Below are 19,048 nucleotides of genomic sequence, written 5' to 3' on the forward strand. Positions count from 1 at the left end.
AAAGTGGACCACGAAGCCGAGCCAATCCAGTCGCAGCTCGTGGGTTACATGATCCGCAAGGTGCTGCCGGAGAACGGAATCTGCGTGGTGGACGCGGGCAATGGCGCCAAGCACGTGAGGCAGTACTTCAAGAGCTACGAACCGCGCACGTTCATGTGCATGGATGACTGGGGGGCTGTCGGCGGCTCGTTTCCGATCGCGCTGGGGGCCAAGCTGGCGCGGCCCGACCTCCCCGTTCTCTGCGCGTCCGGCGACGGCGGCGCCATGTGCAATATCGGTGAGCTCGAAACGGCCGTGCGCGAAAACATCCCCGTGGTCTACGTGATTTTCAACGACCAGGGGCTCGGCAATGAGCGCGCGTTCCAGAACGAACGCTACGGCGGGCGCTTCTATGCGGCCGATTACAACAACCCGGACTTCGGCGCGCTCGCGAGGGTATTCGGCGCGCACGGCGAACAAGTCACGCGACCGGGCGATCTCGAGGGCGCGATCAGGCGGGCGTTTGCGAGCGACAGTGGAAACCGGCGATTTCCTACTGCCGTTACGCTGATGATTTTGTGGTGATCGTAAAAGGAATCAAGGCGCACGCGGAAGCAATGCAGGAAGCATGCCGAGGATTCCTTGAAGGTCAACTCAAACTGACGTCGAACATGGAGAAGACCCATGTGACGCATGTCAACGATGGCTTCGTATTCCTTGGCCATCGCATCATCCGTAAGCGAGGTCCGCGCGGCCGCATGCGGCCTGTCAGCACAATTCCGTGGGAGAAGTACCGACGCTTTGCCGAGAAACTGGTCAAGCAACCGTCAGGCGATTACGGTGCAAATCGGATAGACGTCGTGGAAAGCCTAAATCGGCAACTTGCGGGATGGGCGAACTTTTATCAGCACCCCGAATTTACGGCCACCATGTTTAGCAAGCTGGATCGCACTGTCTTCTGGAAATTTGGGCATTGGCTTGCGCGCAAATATCGACGGGGATTCCCGTCATTGATGCGTGACCATGTCTGTGAACCAGAACCGGGGCAAGCAAAAACATGGGTAGTAGAAGGCCGAAATAGTCGTGGCTGGTAGGCGTGCGCAACGCCAGTCTCGTAAAAAAATACGTTGCGATTACACCCCCACTGAGATCGGAAATTATTCCGCAGCTTTGTTGAGCTGTAGGGGTAATAGCAAGCACTTATGAGCGTGAGGCCACAACTGTGCTGTGACGAAGGCATGGCCACCATCGATACCGGCAAATGGCACACCGTCCAATTTCGGGTCGTCATCACGCCTTGGTGCGCCACTTCATTTGAACCATCCGTGACCTGCAACATCAGCAATGTTCGAGCCGTCCCTGAATACCCGGATCCAGTCGAGGCTGAGGATCGAAGGCGCGCTGCCCTCGAGCGGGGCGAGCTCCTGCTGTGCTACCAGCCGCAGGTGGGCCTGAAAACCGGCGCAATTGTCGGCGCCGAGGCGCTCATCCACTGGTAGCACCCGCAGTTTGGCTTGGTCCTGCCGGCCGAGTTCATCACACTGACAGAACAAACCGGCCTGATCATCCCGATTGGCGCCTGGGTGTTGCGCACCACCTGCGCCCAGAATCAGGCGTGGCGGACAGCGAGTTTGGGCAAGCTGCGAGTCGCCGCCAACGTGTCGGCCATCCAGTTCGCGCAGCCCGATATCGTGCAGACGGTGGCCGCCGAGCTCGACGCGATGGACGCCTTGCATTTGCAGTTCATGCGTCTCTGGCAATCGTATGCCGGCAATCCAGCCAAGTCGAGACGGGTGCGAACCAGAAACTGGGTCTGCAGTACGTGCGATGTAAGCGAAAGGCCGCCCACATTCCCAGGCCAAACCCGCTTGCCGAAAGACCCTGTTGCACACGGCGTGCAAGCATCCGCAGTTGCGAGGTGCAGGCGTAGGCATTCGGAACCACCGCGAACGTCATCGTCCTCGCAGTTCATCACCCTCGTCTGCCCGAAGGCGCAAGAACGAGAAGACTGAGATCAGGGTCATAACGCCGATTGTCAGGAATACCGGCGAAAAATCCCTTGCCTGAAGTTGTGAGGAACTACCACCATGCAACGAGCTTATCAGCGCCAGGAGTGAAGCTCCCATGACCACGCCGAGACTGATGGATAACTGTTGCGCCATGGTCGAAGTGGCGGTCGCGTGACTCATGCGTTCGCGCGGAATCTCTGAAAATCCCAGAGTGCTTAATGCGACCATCGCCAAGGAGTTGCACAAGCCTCCACATAGCATTGCCCCGAACATGAGCACGTGTGGCGTACTCGGTGAAAACAGGCCGTAGGCAGCATAGAAAGCGCTGCTGAGCATAGTGGAATAAATGAGAAGGGGGCGAAATCCGACGGCCCGAATCAAACGCGCGACAATTGTTCGTGTACTCAGCGAGCCGATCGCAGTTGCCATCGTCAGTAACCCTGATTGAAGCGGTGAAAGTCCGAACCCTAGTTGGAACATCAAGGGAAGCAGAAGAGGGGCCGCGCCGATCGCCACGCGTAGCGGCATGCCACCGAGCACCGTGGTTCGAAACGTCAGATATCGCAGGATGCGGAGGTCGATGAGTGGCTCCTTGCAAACACTTACGTGCCGCAGGTAGCCCCACATGCTCGCGAAGCCTGTGCAAAGAAGCCCTAGGCTAACGGCCCAGGAAAAGAGGGCGTTACCTATCGATTGCAGGCCGCCGAGAAGACCCGTCAGGCCGACAGCCAGCAACGCAAAACCGATCAGATCTAGAGCTTGCTTGTCCGCACTCGCTATTATTTCGTCCTTTTCGATGAACCACATTGCCAAGGCGATTCCGAGCAGACCAATTGGAATATTGATCAGGAAGATCCAACGCCATGACACAACTGTGACAATCGCACCGCCTACGAGCGGGCCAGTCATACGGCCAAAAGCGCTGGGCACTGTGAACCAAATCATCGCGTTGATCATCTGAGATGCAGGGACACTTCGCAGAAGGATAAGGCGCCCAACAGGCATCATCATCGCCCCGCCCATCCCTTGAAGCAGCCGGTAGGCCACCAACTCAGGCAGCGAGTGTGCCGCCCCGCACAACGCAGACCCCGCCGTAAAAAGAAGGATCGCCCAGCAAAACATACGCCGCGCCCCCCAACGCTCCGTCAACCAACCGCTTACGGGGAGAAAGACCGCCAGACTGAGCAAGTACGCAGTGATTGCGAGGTTAAGATCAAGCACCGGTACGCTCAGGGCGGTTGCGATCGACGGTAGCGCGGTCGCCATGACTGAAGTGTCCAGATTCTGCAGAAAAAGGGGCCACGCGATAACAAGCGGCAGGATTCGCGAATTCGCAGAATAGGAAGACATGATTTTATCTCGATCAAGTTAACTTCGGTTGACACTGCAAATGCAGGATTCGCAATTGATTCAGCGCGGATTTTGAAAATTGTTGTTCGTCGTGTTGACGAAATGCAAAATTGACGGCAGCAGAGGGCCGCTTGACATCGGCATCGCACCCAGTCGCCCGCCAAGCTAAAGGCACGCTCATACGTCAAATTTCTTCACCTACTCTGGCTTGGAGCGACTTTACTCAAATGCGCAGGGACTCAACTCCACGGTCTGGAACAGACGGGATTCGTCTCGTCCTCACGATCGAGAATCCTCAAGCATGACGGCCATGCGGGCACGATAGGCCGCGCGAATGTGCTCGCGACTGGCCTGCTCAGCGGCGACTGGGTCGCGCTTTTCGATGGCAGTTACCAAGGCGTCATGCTCCTGGAGCGCAGTGGCCGAACGTCCCTCAACACCTAAGGTGGTCTGGCCGAGCAAGGCCATTGATTCACGTAGCGCATTGAGAGTCTTCGATAAATATCGGTTGTGCGCGGCGCGGTAAAGGCATTCATGGAACAGCCGGTTGTTGTGGGCCAGCCTGGCAGGATCATTGGCGATCGTTTTGTCCTTCTCGAAGATATCGCGCAGCATGCCAATCTCGACCTCGGATGCGTTGCGCGCCGCCAAGCTAACGGCCGTGCCTTCCAGCACTTCACGCATTTGGTAGAGGTCCGACACCATCGCATGGTCCAACTCCGCGATGATCATGCCCCGGCGCGGCTCTTGTACCGCTAGGCCTTCTGACTGAAGGCGATTCAAGGCTTCCCGCACAGGCGTGCGACTGATGCCCAGCCATTCCGATTGGCTCATTTGTCCACAGCCCCGTTTGCGCCGAACACCTACGTAGGGGCCTAGGTGTTGCGTACTGCGGACCTACTTGCTTTCAGCGGTAATACCCTTGGCGCGGATGATTTTGCCATAATTCTCATAGTCGGACCGCAGTAGCGCCTCAGTGGCAGCCACCGAGTTGGGATAGGCCTCGAGGCCCTGTTTGGCGAGGATGCGCCCAGTGTCGGCGGAGCTCTGCACCTTTCTGATGTCGGCGTTGATCTTCTCGATGATGTGTTTGGGCGTGCCGGCCGGCGCCAGCACGCCGAACCAGTCCTCCGCGGTGAAGCCCGGTAGTCCGGCCTCGGCAAATGTGGGCACATTGGGGACCAACGGGTGGCGCTTGTTGCCCGAGATGGCGATGCCCTTCAGCTCGCCGGCCTGCACGTGCCCGGCCAGGTTCGCCAAGTTGTTGAAACTCACCTGCAGCTGCCCCCCTATCAAATCGGTCGTAGATTGGGCGCCGCTCTTGTAGGGTATAACCGTCAACCGGATGCCGGTAGCGTCCATAAACAACTCATTCACCAAATACTGTACCGTGCCTAAGCCGTTCGCAGTCGAATTGACCTTACCCGGGTTCGCCTTCGCATAGGCGATGAATTCCTTTACGGTGTTAGGCGGGAAGGCAGGGCTCGCCGCCAGCATATAGTCGCTCCGCGTCAGCGTGGAAACGGCGGCGAAGTCCTTCATGGTGTCGTAGGGCAGCTTTGCCTGCAACCATGGGTTGATGACGTGGGTTTTGGCGATTGTCAGCAGCGTGTAGCCGTCAGCCGGCGCGCGGGCCACGACTTGAGAGCCGATGATAGTGTTGCCCCCGGGGCGGTTTTCCACGATCACGGGCTGCCCCCAGATCTCGCTCAACTTCTGCGCGATGATGCGCGTCGCTACGCTGGTGCTGCCGCCAGCCCCGTAGGGCACGATAATGCGCACTGGCTTGGTTGGATAGGGAGCGGGGGTCTGAGCACCCGCAGTCGCGGCCACTGCCGTTAGAGTGGCCACGCACACGAATTGCGCTGCCTTGCGTGGAAAATGAAACATTGAAATCTCCTTATGATTATGAAACGGGGATTTCTATCCCGGTTCTCTAAATTGCGCGAACAAGCTCATGATGCTGAGCCCGACATCGATTTGTCAGGTTAATTACCGACATGCCCTCCCTCAGGCATGTCCCCCACAGCCCACTTTTCTTACCTGCCAGGCTTATTCGGGTCCGGACTTGATCGACGATATCAACCTTCGTCCAAGACGGGCATGCTGGCGTCAATAACGGGCCGCAATCCTGCCGATTTCCGTTTATGCATGGCCGCGCGGAATGCAAAAAACATTTGTCCCACTATCAACAATGAGCTCATTGCGATGAAAGCCGCACTGATTGGCCGCTCCACGAACACTGCCATGTCGCCACGTGACAGCAGCATGGCACGGCGGAAGTTTTCCTCGATCATGGGCCCGAGGACAAAGCCGAGCAGAATCGGTGCCACGGAAAAATCCAGCGCGACGAAAAGGGCTCCGATCAGGCCGAACACCAGGACCTCGCCGATCTCGAACAGGCTGTTATTGGTACTGTAAACACCCACCGCAATGAAAAACAGGGCAGACGGATACAGATAACGGTAGGGAACCCTCAACAATTTGACCCACACCCCAATCAGCGGCACGTTGAGCACAATTAGCAACACATTGCCGATCCAGAAGCTGGCGATCAAGCCCCAGAACAGGTCGGGATGCTCGGTGATCAGTTGCGGTCCGGGCTGTATGCCCTGGATCAGCAGCGCCCCCAGGATCAGGGACATGACAGCGTCGCCGGGAATACCCAGACTCATGGTTGGAATGAAATCGACCTGGGTTTTCGAGTGCGACGCCGCTTCCGGGGCGGCAACGCCTTCGATCGCGCCTTTTCCGAAACGCTCAGGCGTCTTGGAAATTTTCCGTTCGAACGCATAAGCAATGAACGTCGTGATGGTCGGACCCGTTCCGGGCATGGCGCCAAACAAAGTGCCAATCAGCGTGCCGCGCAGCATCGGAAAGAACGATTGTTTGAGTTCCGCCTTGCTAGGGCGCATGTCGCGCAAGCGCACCTTGGAGCCGCTGCCGACGGCATGCATGCGGTTCACGCTGCGCAAGAATTCGGTCACACCGAACAGGCCCAACGCCAATGCCACCAGTTCTACCTTGTCGGATAGTTCGACCAGGCCAAAGGTAAAGCGCGCCGTTCCGCTGTTGACGTCGGTGCCGACGATGCCCAGGATCAGGCCGATGATCGTCATCGCCACGCCCTTCAACGGTGAGCCCTTGGACATGGTGCCGCCGCATATCAGCCCGAGCAGCATGATCGCGAACAGTTCTGTCGGGCCGAACTTGAAGGCAATGCCGACCAGCAGCGGCGACGCGAAAATCATCACGAGAATGCCGAACGAGGCCGCGAAGAACGAGGAGATCATCGTGATACCGAGCGCCGTTCCACCTTTGCCCTGCTTGGTCAGGGGGTAACCATCCAGGCAGGTCACCGCATGCGGTGGATGGCAGGGCAGGTTGAGCAGGATGGCCCCGATTGCACCGCCGTATTGTGAGCCGTAAAATATCCCGGCCAGCATCAGGATCGCCGGAATCGGGCCCATCGTATACGTGAGCGGCAACAGCATCGAGATCGCCGACAGCGCGCCCATGCCCGGCAATACCCCGATCAGGTTACCGATCAGGACGCCGACAAAGGACCACATCAAATTGTGCGGCTGAAGCGCCACCCCAAAGCCATGCCACAAATCCATAATTGCTTGCAATATCATGACTCAACCCCACTGAAACAAAGGAAACTGCAACTGCAGGGCCCACCAAAACACGATGACGCAGACCGCCACCATGGCCAGCGATAGAATCAATGCGCTCTTGAGGGTGTTTTGCCGGTCGCCCATCGCGGAAATGAAGGTGATGGCAAAGGTCGCCGGCAATAGCCCGCCATATTTGCCAAGCACGACGAACGCGACGATGGACAGGGTGATGCAGATCCAGCCGCGCCATTCGGGCGCCAGGTGTTTTTCTTCGCCAGGCTGCCTGGCGGCTTTCGCCGTTAGCGCGATGGCCGCGCCGATCAGCGCCAGCAGTCCTCCGAGGGCGACCGGAAAAAAGCCGGGCCCCATCTGCCTCAGGGTACCGACGTTATACGCCCTGCCCTGCAATATAACTCCCAGGCCGAGCAAAACCATCAGCCCTCCGCCATAGTAATCCTTGGTGTATTTGTTGATAAACCTGCGCATTGTCATCCTCATATTTCTAGTGAATATTATTTTATAAATAAGTAAAAAAACTCGGCGAACCGGACTTGTGCCTTTCCAAATTTTGAAAACGTAATTAATTAGTACGTTAGATCAGCGTCGCGCCTTCTTTTGAAATCGAACGCGACGTCTCATATCCTGATATGAGACTCGGCATAGCCGAAACCGTCTTTATTGCCATGTCACTTTTGCCTAGAGGGTGTTATGAGCCTATGCTAATCGATTGAAGTCGAAGTAATTCCAACGGCCGTTCCCCGTGCGGTGAAACCTGCTCAACGCCTCGTGCGTGGCACGCACGTACCCGTCCATTCGCACGTAGTTGCTGCTGCGTAGGAAGGCAGTGGCGCCGCTGACGTCGATCGCGATAGCGGGCCGCTTGCCGGTCTGCGTTTCGCAACTGGCACCACACGCATCGCCGCAGAGCCGCCGGTGGCAACCTTGTATTGTGTACTGCACACAGGTGCGGAGCCAGTGAACTCCATCTCCCCGGCCTTCGACCCGGAAAGCCCTGTGCTGCGTAGGATTTCCTGCCGGGATTGGAGAATGGTGGGCGATTTCTTCATGATCTTTTCTGAATAATAATGGTCTGGTGGAAAAAAACCATTGACGCTTTCGGCGCGGGTCAAGTAGCCGGATCCCGCGCGTACAAAGCTATCGCTTCATCTCCATTTTCTCGACTTTGACGTTGTTTTTCTTAATTATGCCCGCCCATTTCTTGATTTCCGAATCGATGAAGGCATCGAATTCCTCGGGCGTGCTTGTGTCGACGTCCACGCCCATCCTCCGCAGCTTAGCCTTCACCTCGGGGCTGCTCAGCACCTTGATGATTTCGATGTTTAGCTTGGTGATGATGGGCTTGGGAACGCCTACCGGGGCAACCACTCCGGTCCAGATGGTGGCTTGGTAGCCGGCCACTGTCTCGGCCAAGGTGGGAATGTCGGGGGCTACCGCAGAGCGCTTGCTGCTGGTTATTCCCATCGCAATAAGCGCGCCGGACTTGATCATGGCGCTCGCCGAGGGCAGGCTGGGATACGAAAGCTGCACCTGTCCGGACATGGTGTCGCTTACGCCTTGCTGCGAGCCCTTGTAAGGAATCTGCATAGTCGTGATTCCGGCTAGCGCATTGAGCAGTTCGCCGGCCAAGTGAGCCGGCGAACCCTTTCCGCTCGAGGCAAAGTTGATTTGGCCCGGCTCCGCCTTGGCTTTCGCAATGAGCTCCTTGAGGGTGCGCACGCCCAGGCCCGGATAAGCGACCAAGACCATAGGCGTGGAGCCAACCTTGGTAATGCCCACGAAGTCCTTCTGCGTGTCGTAGGGCAGATCTTTGCCGAACAGAGTGGGGTTCACTGAATGCGAGGAGGAGATCATCAGTATGGTATAGCCGTCCGGCGCTGCTTTGCCCACGAACTGCGTGCCTATGATGCTGCTGCCACCGGGGCGGTTGTCGATAATGAAAGGTTGGCCCAAGTTCCTGGACAAGCCTTCCGCGACAATGCGCGCCAGTATGTCCGCGTTACCCCCCGGTGCCGAGGCGGTAACGATGCGCACGGGCCGGGACGGGTAGTTTACAGCCTGGGCCGAAGTGGCGATCGCTGCCATAGCGATTGCCGAGAAAAGGATGTTACGGCGAGAAATTGCGGGCATGTTGTCCCTCCTGGGTGCGTTATGCTTGACGACGGTCTTGCTGAGTGAAATATGGTAACTTGATCAGCGCCAGTCAAAAACGCCCCGCCAGGATATTGAGTCGAGACGGAATTTCTCGAATCGAAGTAGTCCTGCGTCCCACGCGCCGTGACCTGCGGCGGCTGCATCGCTTTCTTTTGAAGTCGCCCCGGTCCCGCGCAAGCCACCGCTACGCCTCTCCCGATGCTCCTCCCCCGATGCTCCTCACCCGGTTCACGTGAATGCGGTCAAATTCACGGCGCAGCCAGGCGCTCGTCGCTGCCCGCCTATAACTGGTCCTGAAAAACTCTTCTTCCGGATATGCGCCGGAGCACGTCCTGCGGTGCGTCACGCATGCAGCGCAGGTTGCGGATGTGCTGCGTGCCTCCTCGCCACTCGCGCAGCGATGCTGCAAGTAGGCGTGGGAGGCAGGCGCCACAGTGAGGGTACACGACCTATGGGTAATCGGTGGCGGTAGTCGTCGTTGAGGCTGGCCAGCATGCTAAGGGGCCGCATGTGGCAATCAGCAATCTCGATTCGCGCGACTGCGTCTTGTGGCAATCGGAACGTAGCAGCGCCAAGCTGGATGGTCGCTCCGCGACGAACTCGGCAATCCGTCCAAACCTTTCCAACTCAGCTCCTGCGAGTCGAGACATTCTGTCTCGACTACTTGTCCTGGCGACGCGTTGACGCCTTGGTGGAGCTTACCGATAATCAGCAACGCTTCGACGTCAAAATCCAGCCTCTGCCCCATCGAGAGTTCATTCATATTGTGATTGATGGGCATTCGATTCACAAAGCCAAGCTCGTCATAGCCTAGGTCGATAACCAAAACGGAAATCCGGGCCCATTTTTACCTGCCGGCCTCCTCACCTCAATCGAGATTTTCGCCGCGGCGGCACCTCGCAGGAGAAGGTGTTGCACTTGGCCTTTGATAACGTCAGGCGAATAGGATGTTGAAAAAGGCATGAACACCTTCCGATTCTATCGATGATCAGAGGAAGGCATTTTTCACAGCTTGTTAGTATAAGGATTGATATGATTGAAGTAATTATCCTGGCCGTTGCTCTAAGCATGGATGCTTTTGCAGTTTCAATTGGGCTAGGAGCAAAAAGAAACGCTCAAGGATTGGCGCTCACTGCGGGGGTATTCTTCGGAACCTTCGGGGCCATAATGCCCTTAATTGGGTACTTTTGCGGCAAGGGCCTGATAGGTGTGGTGGACGCCTATACTCACTGGATTGCCTTCGTATTAATGGCGCTGATTGGTGGCAAAATGATTTACGCCGGTATTCAGGAAGATGTTGAAGAAGATATCATGACCGTCACCAGGAAAATGATGCTGATCTTGGCAATTGCCACCAGCGTTGATTCACTAGCCGCCGGATTCAGTTTGACCTTATTGGATGTCAATCCGTATATTTCTTGCCTCATGATAGGAACCATGACATTTTGCTTCAGCGTCGCCGGTGTTTTCATTGGCAGGAAGAGCGGCACATGGGTTGAAAGCAAAGCGGAAATATTCGGAGGGACAGTCTTAATACTGCTGGGTGTGAAGATTATTCTATAGGTGTACGGCCTTAGTGACTCCGGATGGCGTCATGCCAAACTGACGTGTTGCCTGGACAAATCTTGCGCCTTCGATAGTCGCGACGAACTCGCCAGATCCGCCAAACTTTCCATCTCGCGCCCTTCGAGTCGAGACATTTTGTCTCGACTCTGTATCCTAGCGGGGCGTAGACGCCTTGTTCGAACGTACCGATAATCATTAACGCTTCAACGTCAGGCCTCACTCATCTAAAGTTCACTGCAGCGGTTGATCGCATGCAACAGATATTCAATTTACTGAGAGACAAGATGATCCGGTTTCTTTCAACGCGCTGGGGGACCTCGGCGATCAGCAGGGCAGATTCAGTCGGATTGCCTAGCTCGAATCGCCGTCGGTTTTTGGTAACGTGGACTTCAGGCGCGATACTTGCGTTGAATCTGCCCATCGCCGACGCAGCCATTCCCCCTAGCCCCTTCGTGTACACGCCCCCGCCGGCATGGATGCCCTACCGGGAGGGCATCGCTGAAGTTAACGGCGCCAGGCTCTACTACCGCGATTCCGGTGGAGATGGCATCCCGGTTATTCTGATGCACCCGGCGACCGGGAGCGTCCTCATGTGGAGCTACCAACAGTCGGCCCTGGTCAAAGCAGGCTATCGCGTCATTGCCTATTCACGGCGCGGCTACAACGGCTCGTCCCCCGCCGTCCCGGGTGACGGCGGCGTTCCGTCCCGAGACCTCGCGGCAATGGCGGACTTCTTGCAGATCGGCCGTTTCGCCATCGTGTCGTCGGCCGCCGGGACCGCGATCGCGCTTGATTTTGCGATGGATCATTCGGATCGGCTTTACGCGCTGGTTGTTGCTGCCGGTTCTTACATCGATACTGACGAGCCCGAATACCAGAAGATCAACCAACATTCGCGGGTCTCGGGCTTCAACAATATGCCCTCATCTTTCCGCGAGCTAAGCCCCTCTTATCGAGCCGCCAATATCGAGGGAACGAAGGCTTGGGAGGAACTTGAGCACGCAGCGCTCACCGGCAACAGCAAAGGTACCAAAAGCGCCAACAAGCTTAACTGGTCGACCCTCGCACGGGTTAAGGCGCCAACATTATTCATCTCTGGCGGCGCGGATCTGGCGGCGCCGCCGACAATGATGCGGGTCTTCGCTCAACACGTCGCAAACGCGGATATGGTTGTGATGCCAGACGTCGGCCACTCGGTTTATTGGGAGCAGCCGGATATCTTTAACACGCTCGTTTTGGATTTTCTGAGCAAACACGCCCACAAATAGCTCGCGCCCAGATCCTTGGAGATTCGCCTCGGTCCACACCAACTAGTGTCATGAGTTAGAAATTCGTTGCATTATCGTGTTGCGTAGTAATCTGGGTTGCAGCGAATACAAACAATGAGGCAGCGATGAGAGGACGATCCAAAGCTCCACTGATATTGAATGATTCGGAACGCGAGCAACTCAATGCTATGACGATGCGGCGCAAGACGGCGCAAGCGTTGGCCTTGCGAGCGCGCATCGTGTTGGCCTGCGCAGATGGCGCCGGCAACAAGACCGTATCGGCGAGACAGCGTGTGACGTCGCATACGGTTTCGAAATGGTGCTCGCGATTCGTCGAGCACCGCCTGGACGGGTTGCTCGATGCACTGCGTCCGGGCACCCCCAGAACGATCGATGATGCACGGGTGGATGCGGTCATCGCCAAGACGCTCGAGTCCGTGCCGACCGGGGCAACGAACTGGAGCACGCGCACCATGGCTCGCGAGATGGACCTGTCGCAGACAGCCGTGACGCGGATCTGGCGTGCCTTCGGATTGCAGCCACATCGGCAGGAAACCTTCAAACTCTCCACCGATCCATTGTTTGTCGAGAAAGTACGCGATATCGTTGGGCTGTACCTCGACCCGCCGCTCAAGGCGATGGTGTTGTGCGTGGACGACAAGAGCCAGATTCAGGCGCTGGACCGAACGCAGCCCATGCTGCCATTGGCGCCCGGCATCCCCGAGCGACGCACTCACGATAACATGCGCCACGGCACGACGGCGCTGGACATCGCCACCGGCGAAGTTATCGGGGAGTTGCATCGACGTCATCGCAGCAGTGAATTCCTGCAGTTCCTGCGCACCATCGAAGCCGGCGTGCCGCCCCAACTGGAGGTGCATCTGGTGATGGACAACTATGGCACGCACAAGACGTCTTCGATCAAGGCTTGGTTTGCCCGCCATCCGCGCTTCCATGTTCACTTCACCCCGACCTCGGCCTCCTGGCTCAATCAAGTTGAACGATGGTTCGCCGCGCTTACCGAGAAATACATCCGTCGCGGCACCCACCGATCCACTCGGCAGCTTGAACAGGCCATTCGTCAGTACCTCGACATCCATGACGCTAACCCCAAACCTTTCACGTGGACGAAATCGGCCGACGACATCCTCGCCAGCATCGAACGATTTTGTCTACGAATTTCTAACTCAGGACACTAGAGTTCGGTGGCGTTTGAGAGTGCTTCAGCTACCCTGCGGCCCAAAGATGGGACGGCGCTCGACCAGCTGCATGCAGTTTGAGCTCGCGAGCGCGAAGCCGTGTACTGGCCTTCGCAAGAACGTCACCTCCGCTGGCTGAATGGGCCGCTTGGACAGGAAGCATGACATGGATCTACTTACCTGGCTCTTGCGAGCTGTCCACGTCATGCCGGCAGTTCGCTGTATTTGCCTCGCGGCGCCACACGACAGAGCTCTTAACCCATGGGATTGGAGGCGCGGCCACCGCCGAACCCGGCGCGCTCGCAGGAGGGGTCGCGGCGGGAGCGAGCTTGCCCAGATTGACTTAATTCTGGGCTTCGCGCAGCGAATTTCCGCCACCGAAATCGCGGTGAGCGTCGGCAGCAGCTTCTTGCTGGCAAAAATATCGGTCTGCTTCCACGCCAACTGATCCGACCACTGCTCCATGCACCGGCCCCGAGCAGGATCAGCAAAACTACCACCAGGACGATGAATTGCTTCCGGCTCATATTTTCTGTGTGCCTGAAAGGATCCGAAGTCCCGTTTGCGCCGACTGACGGCCGGCGCCAGGCCGGTGATCGTCACCAGCAGCGGCACGGCGCCGATATTGATGACATTGATCCAGAATTCGAGGGCGTCGCTGTCGCGGCGCAACTCCTGCCGGACCAGCTTCAATTCGCGCCGCGTGTCGGCGGAGGCGTTGCGGAAGCGGTCGATTTCCGTCTGCTGCTGGGGTGTCAAAAGGTTGGTGGAAGTGGTTCCTGTTCGGAAACGCCCGGCCGCTGCAGCGCCTGCGAAGTCTTCTACAGCGTCGCTTCGAGCGCCTGGATTTTGCCCAGGCAGGCCTGCTGCGCGCGCGCCTGCAGCTCAGAATAATGGTCAATGGACGCGCCGCCACCGCCCGGCTGCGCAGCGAAATCAAGGCCGGGTCTCCGGCGGACTGCGCCACTCCGGCCAAGAGGAAAAAGATCACAAGGAATACATCGGCCACGGGCGAGGCGAACTAGCCCGCCAACTCGCGCTTGATGAGCATCCAGACCACCACCCAGCCACGCATCGCCACCCCGCGCATCGGGCCTTCTCCAGCTGTTCTTTCCGGCCGTCATCCGCGGGGGCGCGCCTTCATTGCGAGGCGCCTGTGGCTCTGCCGTGTCCGATCAAGTGAGGGAACGGAACACTTGGTCCAGTCTTCCAATCTCGGTGCGATTATTCCAACTTCATGCCAGCCGCCTTGACTATCGGCGTCCAGCGCTTCATGTCCCTGACCAGCACCTTGGCGAACTCCTCCGGCGTCAAACTGGCGGGGTCGATGCCGAGCTTGGCGAACAAATCCTTGATCTCCTTGTCATTGACGATGGTTCCGATCGCGGCGTTCAGCTTCATCACCACGTCACGCGGCATTTTCGCTGGTCCGAAGAAACCATACCATAACCCCGCGTCAAAACCGGGCAGGCCTTGCTCGACGATGGTGGGGATGTCGGGAGCGGATTGCGAACGCTTATCGCCGGTCATCCCGATCGCGATCATCTTGCCTGAGCGCACATACGGCAGCATCGTCCCGGGCGGCGAAATGCTCAGCATGACTTCGTGGGTAAGCAGCGCCTGCATCGCCGGTGTTGCTCCCTTGTACGCGATGTGTTGGAACTGGAGGCCGATGACCTGACCCAGCAATGCCCCCGCCAAGTGACCTGAGGAGCCGGCACCCGCAGTACTGAAAGTAATGTCATTTGCAGGCCGTTTCTTAGCGTATTGGATCAGTTCCTTCAGATTTTTGAATGGAGCACCTACATGCGTGACCAGCAGCAGCGGCGCGGACCCCACCATGGCTATCGGCGTGAAGTCCTTAATTGGGTCGTAGGGAACGTGGTTGTAGATGGCTGGGTTGTAGACGTGCTGTGTAGGCAACAAGATGATGGTGTAACCGTCCGGCGGTTGCTTCGCCACGTAACTGGCTCCCAAGATGGTGTTAGCGCCAGGCTTATTCTCGACGATCACCGGCTGGCCCAGCTTCGCGCTCAGCCGCGCCGCCACCGCTCGGCAGATGACATCATTGCCGCCACCCGGCGAGTAAGGGGAGATAATGCGTATTGTCTTGGTGGGGAAGGCCTCAGCCCACGCATTACCAGTGCCTCCCGCTAGGCACAAGGCCAAGGCGACAAAAAGCCCCGCCGCTCGTTTCCATCCTGATTGCATGCAAGTCATATGTATCTTCCTTGACTGATTAAAATTCCTATTCGGCGTCAGCATAGTGTCCGGCACCCGTTTGAGTTGCAACATAAGGTCTCCTTCTAGCCAAGCTTCGGCTATCTGTATTTCTAGGGCAGAGTTAAATCATTATCTGGTCCTAGTTACGCAGTACCCGACAGCTGCGCTGCGGTTTGCGGCGGAAGAATTCCCGCGAACCCTCATCGCCGATGTGAGGGTGGGGTTGATCTCTTTCAGAACGGGATAGTTCAGTCCAAGTTTGGTCATGGTTCCCGGACGGAAATTTTCAATTACGACGTCCGCCATGCGCACCAGTTGACGGAATATCTCCTTGCCGCTCGCATCCTTGCCTATTCTAAGCAGATTGTCGACCGACAAAAATGCCCCGCCAGGACAGATATTCGAGATAGAATGTCTCGAATAGAGGAGCTGAGATGGATAAATTTGGAGGTATAGCCGAGTTCGTCGCGACTGTTGAAGCCGGAAGCTTTGCGCAGGCGGCACTTCGGCTTGGCATGACGCCGTCCGGGGTCGGCAAGGCTGTCAGCCGTCTGGAAAGTCGATTAGGACTGCGCCTAATGAGACGCAGCACGCGCCGCCTGGTAGTTACCGATGAGGGGGCGGAGTGCTACCAGAAGTTTCGCCAGTTCCTGATCGAGCTGCAGGAGATGGAGACGATAGGGGAGCCGAACAAATCCTTGCACGGTACCTTACGACTACACCTGCCTCCGACGCTCGGTCGCGTGCTCATCATGCCTGCTTTGCCATCCTTCTACAAAAGTCACCCGGGTATAACTTTACGCATCACCTTGCGAAACGACCTAATTGATCTGATGGAAGAAGGCGTGGACCTCACGGTGCGGGTTGGAAGTGTCGACGGTGCCAACATCATCTTGCGTCGCGTAGGTGTCGCCCGCTTCATTACGGGCTGCTCGCCCGAATACGCGCAGTCGTCAGGTACGCCCGGGCAACCTGATGAATTATTGCAGCATAATTGCCTGTGCTTCTTTTCGCGCCAGACGGGTCGGCCTCGCAAATGGAAGTTTACGGCGGACGAAGGCCCGCTCGAATTGGCAGTGACCGGGAGCTTGATTCTCAATAATACCGATGCGTTGATCGAGGCCGCGATTGCTGGTCTCGGGATCGTGCAGGTACCTTACTATGCCGCAGAAGCGGCGCTGCGCGAGGGAAAGCTCATTAGTATTCTTGAGCCCTTCACGGTTCTGGAGCAAGACGTAAGTGCCATTTATTCGGTATCCCAACGCTCCTCGCTCAAAGTGAAGGCTTTCGTCGATTTTCTTCGTGACGTTCTAAAGCAAAAGCTGCGTTCGCGCCACAAGTGACCTAGCATCAGGCTGTGCGCTGGGATTGGCCGTCGCGCCTGAAGCCTTCGCTACAGAGGGCACAGCGCGAATCCGCAAGGATTACGATGGGCTGGGGCGTGTTTGGCGGCAGTAAAATGTTGTACCCGCGCTGCGCGTTCCCATGTGGCGCGGCGGCTAGGCCTGTGATGAATGACCTGTTCTTGCCCGGAAAGCAATTCGTTCAGCATGCGTCCGGTACCTTGTAGGGAATGTGCTGAAGGTTCGCGTCCGCTAGCAGTTTGTCGGACTCAGCCATTTGAGCCGAATTGGCGGCGTCCGCTTAATGAGACGCCGCGATCGCAGTTTTTGCGAGCGCAGCGCACAGCGCGTCCTAACCTGTATTTTGCATGTGCGACACGAAGTCGCTTGTAGAAGTTGTTCCTACTTCAGCAGGAAGGAACCATCCATGTCACTGGATGAATCTACGGTTCTGAATCAAGAGCGAACCGGACAAAGTAACGAAGCATCGCGAGGTGTGAGTGTGATCACGTAATTTGATGGTCCGATGTTCACGTTTTGCGATGGCCATCGTGGCACTGAATTTCAAATAAAATGGCGCCGGTGGCGCCGTTTTATCGTTGATGGGTCCAATGATCAGAATGGCGGATCGTCGGTCGTCGCACGGTGAGTCCGTTGAACGATGTTGTGTTGAGAACGGTCATCGTAGTAGCGCCGAATCTGGTCTCCGTATCGGGTTTCAAAGTCCAACGTGAACACCTGCAGGAAGTTGAGAATTTCGACGGCTGCCTCGTCGGAGAGCTGCCGCAGTGGAATGCATTCGTAACAAGGATCTTCGCACATAAGTTTCCAGGGTGAATGATCAGCGCCCCGCCGCAACGCGGCGTTGTGTGGGCTGGGTGGGTTGTGCAAAGACATCCATATACAGCTTCTCGTAGAGCACCGGCAGGTCGCGTTGCGCAGCTGCAGCGAGTAATTCGGTAGCCAGCGTGGTCAGGATGCGGTAATTGCCGGCGGCGTGATCGCACAGGGTATGGCGCAGTTGAGGCGTCATCAGGCTGGCGTTGCCTGCACCGGCTGTCAAGTGATCGAGGCAGGCAAGCAGCTCATCGCGGCTGGCGAACTCGGTGGCAAGCCGGGTACGGATGCGGCTGCCAAGAGGAATGAGTTCCTCTCGGCGCAGTTTCTCAATCAGCCTTGCATCGCCCGCGATGACGATACACAGCAGCGGCTGGGAATCGAAGCGGGCACTGGCCAGCAGGCGCAACTCGGAGAGCACTTGCGGCGTCATTTCCTGGGCTTCGTCAATCAGCAAGACCGGCCGGCAGCGACTCGATTCCAGATGGCTGAGCCAGCGCTCGCGCAAGGCCTTGAAACCGCCCCAGCGATTGCTTGGCCGCAACGGCACCGCAAAGATGTCGCCGAGTTCGCGATAGAAATCGGCCAAGTTGCTCTGCGGGTGGTTGATGGCGCCGACGGTGATGTCGGGTAGTTTTTTAAGGCGTTCGGCAAGCAGGCGCAAGACGATGCTCTTGCCGCTGCCAGGATCGCCGTGGATCATGGCGAAGCCGCCCTCGCGGATTTGCGCATGCTCGATGCGCCAGCAGAAGTTCTCGATCTTGGTCGGTACGTAAATTGCCTCGGTCGGCAGCTCCGGCGAGAAGGGATTCCATTTGAGCCCGTAGAGGGCGAGTAATTTCTGATTCATGCATCGCTCTCGTCGTTGGTGGGCAGATAGGCTGGCGGTACGCCCGTGGCGGCGTAGTCGGCCAGCAGTTCGGTCATCAAGGCGGGCAGGCCCTTGGCTGGCAGCGGCGACAAATCGGCCGTCACCGGGGCCAGGCGCCGGCGCTGACCGCTGGCATTGGCTGACTTGTCGAGCGGCTTGACCGGGCACAGGATGGCGCCGGTGCGCGGATCGACCAGATCGACCCGGGACAGGTCCCAGCGGGCATAGCGCAAGTGGACGCGTTCGAAGTGGCGATAACGGGACGGTATCTCGAAACGCCCGCCACCCAGGCTGACGGTGCCGTCTGAGCGTCGCTGGCGACGTATCACCTCAATGCGGAAGGCGGCAGCGAGGACAGCGCTCGTCGGGCACCAGCCTTCAAGTGGTAATGCTTAGGGAGGGGTTTGGTTGGTGTTGGGCCAATCGAGGTGCCCGCAGCGCAGGGCGCTGTAGGGGCCACGGGCACATCCTGATGAACGGCGCTCATTTGATCGAGAGGATCAACTGCATGTCACGGGGAAGTTTTGCCTGAACTGCTGCAGGAGTCTGCTTTTGGTCATTCCGGGCGGAATATTCGATGGTCTTCGCTCGGGCTGCGCTATGGGCTTCTT

At 57.6% G+C, this 19,048-nt stretch carries 20 protein-coding genes and 1 pseudogene; 9 read left to right on the forward strand and 12 right to left on the reverse strand.

The features are described 5' to 3' along the window. Window positions 1-3 precede the first annotated feature (3 nt). The 4 genes from AC3CHX_RS15015 to AC3CHX_RS15030 all read left to right on the forward strand — a co-directional run bounded on the left by AC3CHX_RS15015 (window position 4) and on the right by AC3CHX_RS15030 (window position 1,991). Window positions 4-564: a thiamine pyrophosphate-dependent enzyme gene (locus tag AC3CHX_RS15015; RefSeq protein WP_488628851.1), complete on the forward strand. Its 561-nt coding sequence runs from the start codon at window positions 4-6 to the stop codon at window positions 562-564. Next, window positions 561-1,073: a group II intron maturase-specific domain-containing protein gene (locus AC3CHX_RS15020; RefSeq protein WP_488628852.1), complete on the forward strand. Its 513-nt coding sequence runs from the start codon at window positions 561-563 to the stop codon at window positions 1,071-1,073. Before AC3CHX_RS15015 ends, AC3CHX_RS15020 begins: the two co-directional genes overlap by 4 nt. A 144-nt stretch (window positions 1,074-1,217) precedes the next feature. Beyond that, entirely contained in the window at window positions 1,218-1,478 is a 261-nt protein-coding gene (locus AC3CHX_RS15025) for a hypothetical protein (RefSeq protein WP_488628853.1), read from the forward strand. Between the two features lie 15 nt (window positions 1,479-1,493). After that, complete coding sequence (locus AC3CHX_RS15030; RefSeq protein WP_488628854.1) at window positions 1,494-1,991, forward strand: EAL domain-containing protein; 498 nt, start codon at window positions 1,494-1,496, stop codon at window positions 1,989-1,991. Here AC3CHX_RS15030 and AC3CHX_RS15035 read toward each other — a convergent pair. The 6 genes from AC3CHX_RS15035 to AC3CHX_RS15060 all read right to left on the reverse strand — a co-directional run bounded on the left by AC3CHX_RS15035 (window position 1,932) and on the right by AC3CHX_RS15060 (window position 9,106). Further along, window positions 1,932-3,338, reverse strand: coding sequence for an MDR family MFS transporter (locus AC3CHX_RS15035; protein WP_488628855.1), 1,407 nt, complete (start codon window positions 3,336-3,338; stop codon window positions 1,932-1,934). The genes AC3CHX_RS15030 and AC3CHX_RS15035 overlap by 60 nt on opposite strands. A 279-nt stretch (window positions 3,339-3,617) precedes the next feature. Continuing rightward, complete coding sequence (locus AC3CHX_RS15040; RefSeq protein ID WP_488628856.1) at window positions 3,618-4,172, reverse strand: GntR family transcriptional regulator; 555 nt, start codon at window positions 4,170-4,172, stop codon at window positions 3,618-3,620. A 63-nt stretch (window positions 4,173-4,235) separates the two neighbouring features. Next, on the reverse strand, window positions 4,236-5,228 hold the full coding sequence (locus tag AC3CHX_RS15045; protein ID WP_488628857.1) for a Bug family tripartite tricarboxylate transporter substrate binding protein: 993 nt from the start codon (window positions 5,226-5,228) through the stop codon (window positions 4,236-4,238). A gap of 191 nt (window positions 5,229-5,419) precedes the next feature. Continuing rightward, window positions 5,420-6,976, reverse strand: a complete 1,557-nt coding sequence (locus AC3CHX_RS15050; RefSeq protein WP_488628858.1) for a tripartite tricarboxylate transporter permease — start codon at window positions 6,974-6,976, stop codon at window positions 5,420-5,422. Window positions 6,977-6,979: 3 nt separating this feature from the next. After that, complete coding sequence (locus AC3CHX_RS15055) at window positions 6,980-7,450, reverse strand: tripartite tricarboxylate transporter TctB family protein (RefSeq protein ID WP_488628859.1); 471 nt, start codon at window positions 7,448-7,450, stop codon at window positions 6,980-6,982. A 663-nt stretch (window positions 7,451-8,113) separates the two neighbouring features. Beyond that, complete coding sequence (locus AC3CHX_RS15060) at window positions 8,114-9,106, reverse strand: tripartite tricarboxylate transporter substrate binding protein (RefSeq protein ID WP_488628860.1); 993 nt, start codon at window positions 9,104-9,106, stop codon at window positions 8,114-8,116. 1,056 nt (window positions 9,107-10,162) lie between these two features. On the opposite strand from AC3CHX_RS15060, the gene AC3CHX_RS15065 reads away from it, so the two are divergent. From AC3CHX_RS15065 to AC3CHX_RS15075, 3 genes are all read left to right on the forward strand, one after another. Further along, the gene (locus tag AC3CHX_RS15065; protein ID WP_488628861.1) at window positions 10,163-10,693 is read left to right on the forward strand and encodes a manganese efflux pump MntP; all 531 of its coding nucleotides are present in this window, start codon (window positions 10,163-10,165) and stop codon (window positions 10,691-10,693) included. Between the two features lie 254 nt (window positions 10,694-10,947). Next, on the forward strand, window positions 10,948-11,964 hold the full coding sequence (locus AC3CHX_RS15070) for an alpha/beta fold hydrolase (protein WP_488628862.1): 1,017 nt from the start codon (window positions 10,948-10,950) through the stop codon (window positions 11,962-11,964). Between the two features lie 125 nt (window positions 11,965-12,089). After that, window positions 12,090-13,163: an IS630 family transposase gene (locus AC3CHX_RS15075; protein WP_488628863.1), complete on the forward strand. Its 1,074-nt coding sequence runs from the start codon at window positions 12,090-12,092 to the stop codon at window positions 13,161-13,163. Window positions 13,164-13,187: 24 nt separating this feature from the next. Here the strand turns inward: AC3CHX_RS15075 and AC3CHX_RS15080 are convergent, their stop codons facing one another. Next, window positions 13,188-13,922, reverse strand: a complete 735-nt coding sequence (locus tag AC3CHX_RS15080) for a hypothetical protein (RefSeq protein WP_488628864.1) — start codon at window positions 13,920-13,922, stop codon at window positions 13,188-13,190. Here AC3CHX_RS15080 and AC3CHX_RS15085 point away from each other — a divergent pair. Further along, window positions 13,916-14,188, forward strand: coding sequence for a hypothetical protein (locus tag AC3CHX_RS15085; RefSeq protein ID WP_488628865.1), 273 nt, complete (start codon window positions 13,916-13,918; stop codon window positions 14,186-14,188). The genes AC3CHX_RS15080 and AC3CHX_RS15085 overlap by 7 nt on opposite strands. A gap of 199 nt (window positions 14,189-14,387) precedes the next feature. On the opposite strand, the gene AC3CHX_RS15090 is transcribed toward AC3CHX_RS15085, so the two are convergent. Next, window positions 14,388-15,458, reverse strand: a complete 1,071-nt coding sequence (locus AC3CHX_RS15090; RefSeq protein ID WP_488628866.1) for a Bug family tripartite tricarboxylate transporter substrate binding protein — start codon at window positions 15,456-15,458, stop codon at window positions 14,388-14,390. A gap of 57 nt (window positions 15,459-15,515) precedes the next feature. Continuing rightward, window positions 15,516-15,890: a CoA transferase gene (locus AC3CHX_RS15095; RefSeq protein ID WP_488628867.1), complete on the reverse strand. Its 375-nt coding sequence runs from the start codon at window positions 15,888-15,890 to the stop codon at window positions 15,516-15,518. Between AC3CHX_RS15095 and AC3CHX_RS15100 the strand changes: the two genes are divergently transcribed. Further along, on the forward strand, window positions 15,821-16,729 hold the full coding sequence (locus AC3CHX_RS15100) for a LysR family transcriptional regulator (protein ID WP_488628868.1): 909 nt from the start codon (window positions 15,821-15,823) through the stop codon (window positions 16,727-16,729). The genes AC3CHX_RS15095 and AC3CHX_RS15100 overlap by 70 nt on opposite strands. A 615-nt stretch (window positions 16,730-17,344) precedes the next feature. Here AC3CHX_RS15100 and AC3CHX_RS15105 read toward each other — a convergent pair. The 3 genes and pseudogenes from AC3CHX_RS15105 to AC3CHX_RS15115 all read right to left on the reverse strand — a co-directional run. Further along, entirely contained in the window at window positions 17,345-17,551 is a 207-nt protein-coding gene (locus AC3CHX_RS15105) for a hypothetical protein (protein WP_488628869.1), read from the reverse strand. Window positions 17,552-17,570: 19 nt separating this feature from the next. Continuing rightward, window positions 17,571-18,416, reverse strand: coding sequence for an ExeA family protein (locus tag AC3CHX_RS15110; protein WP_488628870.1), 846 nt, complete (start codon window positions 18,414-18,416; stop codon window positions 17,571-17,573). Continuing rightward, a pseudogene (locus AC3CHX_RS15115) lies at window positions 18,413-18,808 on the reverse strand (IS481 family transposase); the annotation flags it as partial. The gene AC3CHX_RS15110 and the pseudogene AC3CHX_RS15115, both read right to left, overlap by 4 nt. Between the last annotated feature and the right edge of the window lie 240 nt (window positions 18,809-19,048).

The sequence above is a fragment of the Glaciimonas sp. OK215 genome (genome assembly GCF_057787885.1).

Coding starts and splice junctions, on each gene's coding strand:
- AC3CHX_RS15065 (WP_488628861.1), top strand. CDS start 10,163: ATGATTGAAGTAATTATCCTGGCCGTTGCTCTAAGCATGGATGCTTTT.
- AC3CHX_RS15035 (WP_488628855.1), bottom strand. CDS start 3,338: ATGTCTTCCTATTCTGCGAATTCGCGAATCCTGCCGCTTGTTATCGCG.
- AC3CHX_RS15075 (WP_488628863.1), top strand. CDS start 12,090: ATGAGAGGACGATCCAAAGCTCCACTGATATTGAATGATTCGGAACGC.
- AC3CHX_RS15025 (WP_488628853.1), top strand. CDS start 1,218: ATGGCCACCATCGATACCGGCAAATGGCACACCGTCCAATTTCGGGTC.
- AC3CHX_RS15045 (WP_488628857.1), bottom strand. CDS start 5,228: ATGTTTCATTTTCCACGCAAGGCAGCGCAATTCGTGTGCGTGGCCACT.
- AC3CHX_RS15040 (WP_488628856.1), bottom strand. CDS start 4,172: ATGAGCCAATCGGAATGGCTGGGCATCAGTCGCACGCCTGTGCGGGAA.
- AC3CHX_RS15055 (WP_488628859.1), bottom strand. CDS start 7,450: ATGACAATGCGCAGGTTTATCAACAAATACACCAAGGATTACTATGGC.
- AC3CHX_RS15110 (WP_488628870.1), bottom strand. CDS start 18,416: ATGAATCAGAAATTACTCGCCCTCTACGGGCTCAAATGGAATCCCTTC.
- AC3CHX_RS15090 (WP_488628866.1), bottom strand. CDS start 15,458: ATGTTGCAACTCAAACGGGTGCCGGACACTATGCTGACGCCGAATAGG.
- AC3CHX_RS15070 (WP_488628862.1), top strand. CDS start 10,948: ATGCAACAGATATTCAATTTACTGAGAGACAAGATGATCCGGTTTCTT.
- AC3CHX_RS15105 (WP_488628869.1), bottom strand. CDS start 17,551: ATGTGCGAAGATCCTTGTTACGAATGCATTCCACTGCGGCAGCTCTCC.
- AC3CHX_RS15050 (WP_488628858.1), bottom strand. CDS start 6,976: ATGATATTGCAAGCAATTATGGATTTGTGGCATGGCTTTGGGGTGGCG.
- AC3CHX_RS15060 (WP_488628860.1), bottom strand. CDS start 9,106: ATGCCCGCAATTTCTCGCCGTAACATCCTTTTCTCGGCAATCGCTATG.
- AC3CHX_RS15100 (WP_488628868.1), top strand. CDS start 15,821: ATGGATAAATTTGGAGGTATAGCCGAGTTCGTCGCGACTGTTGAAGCC.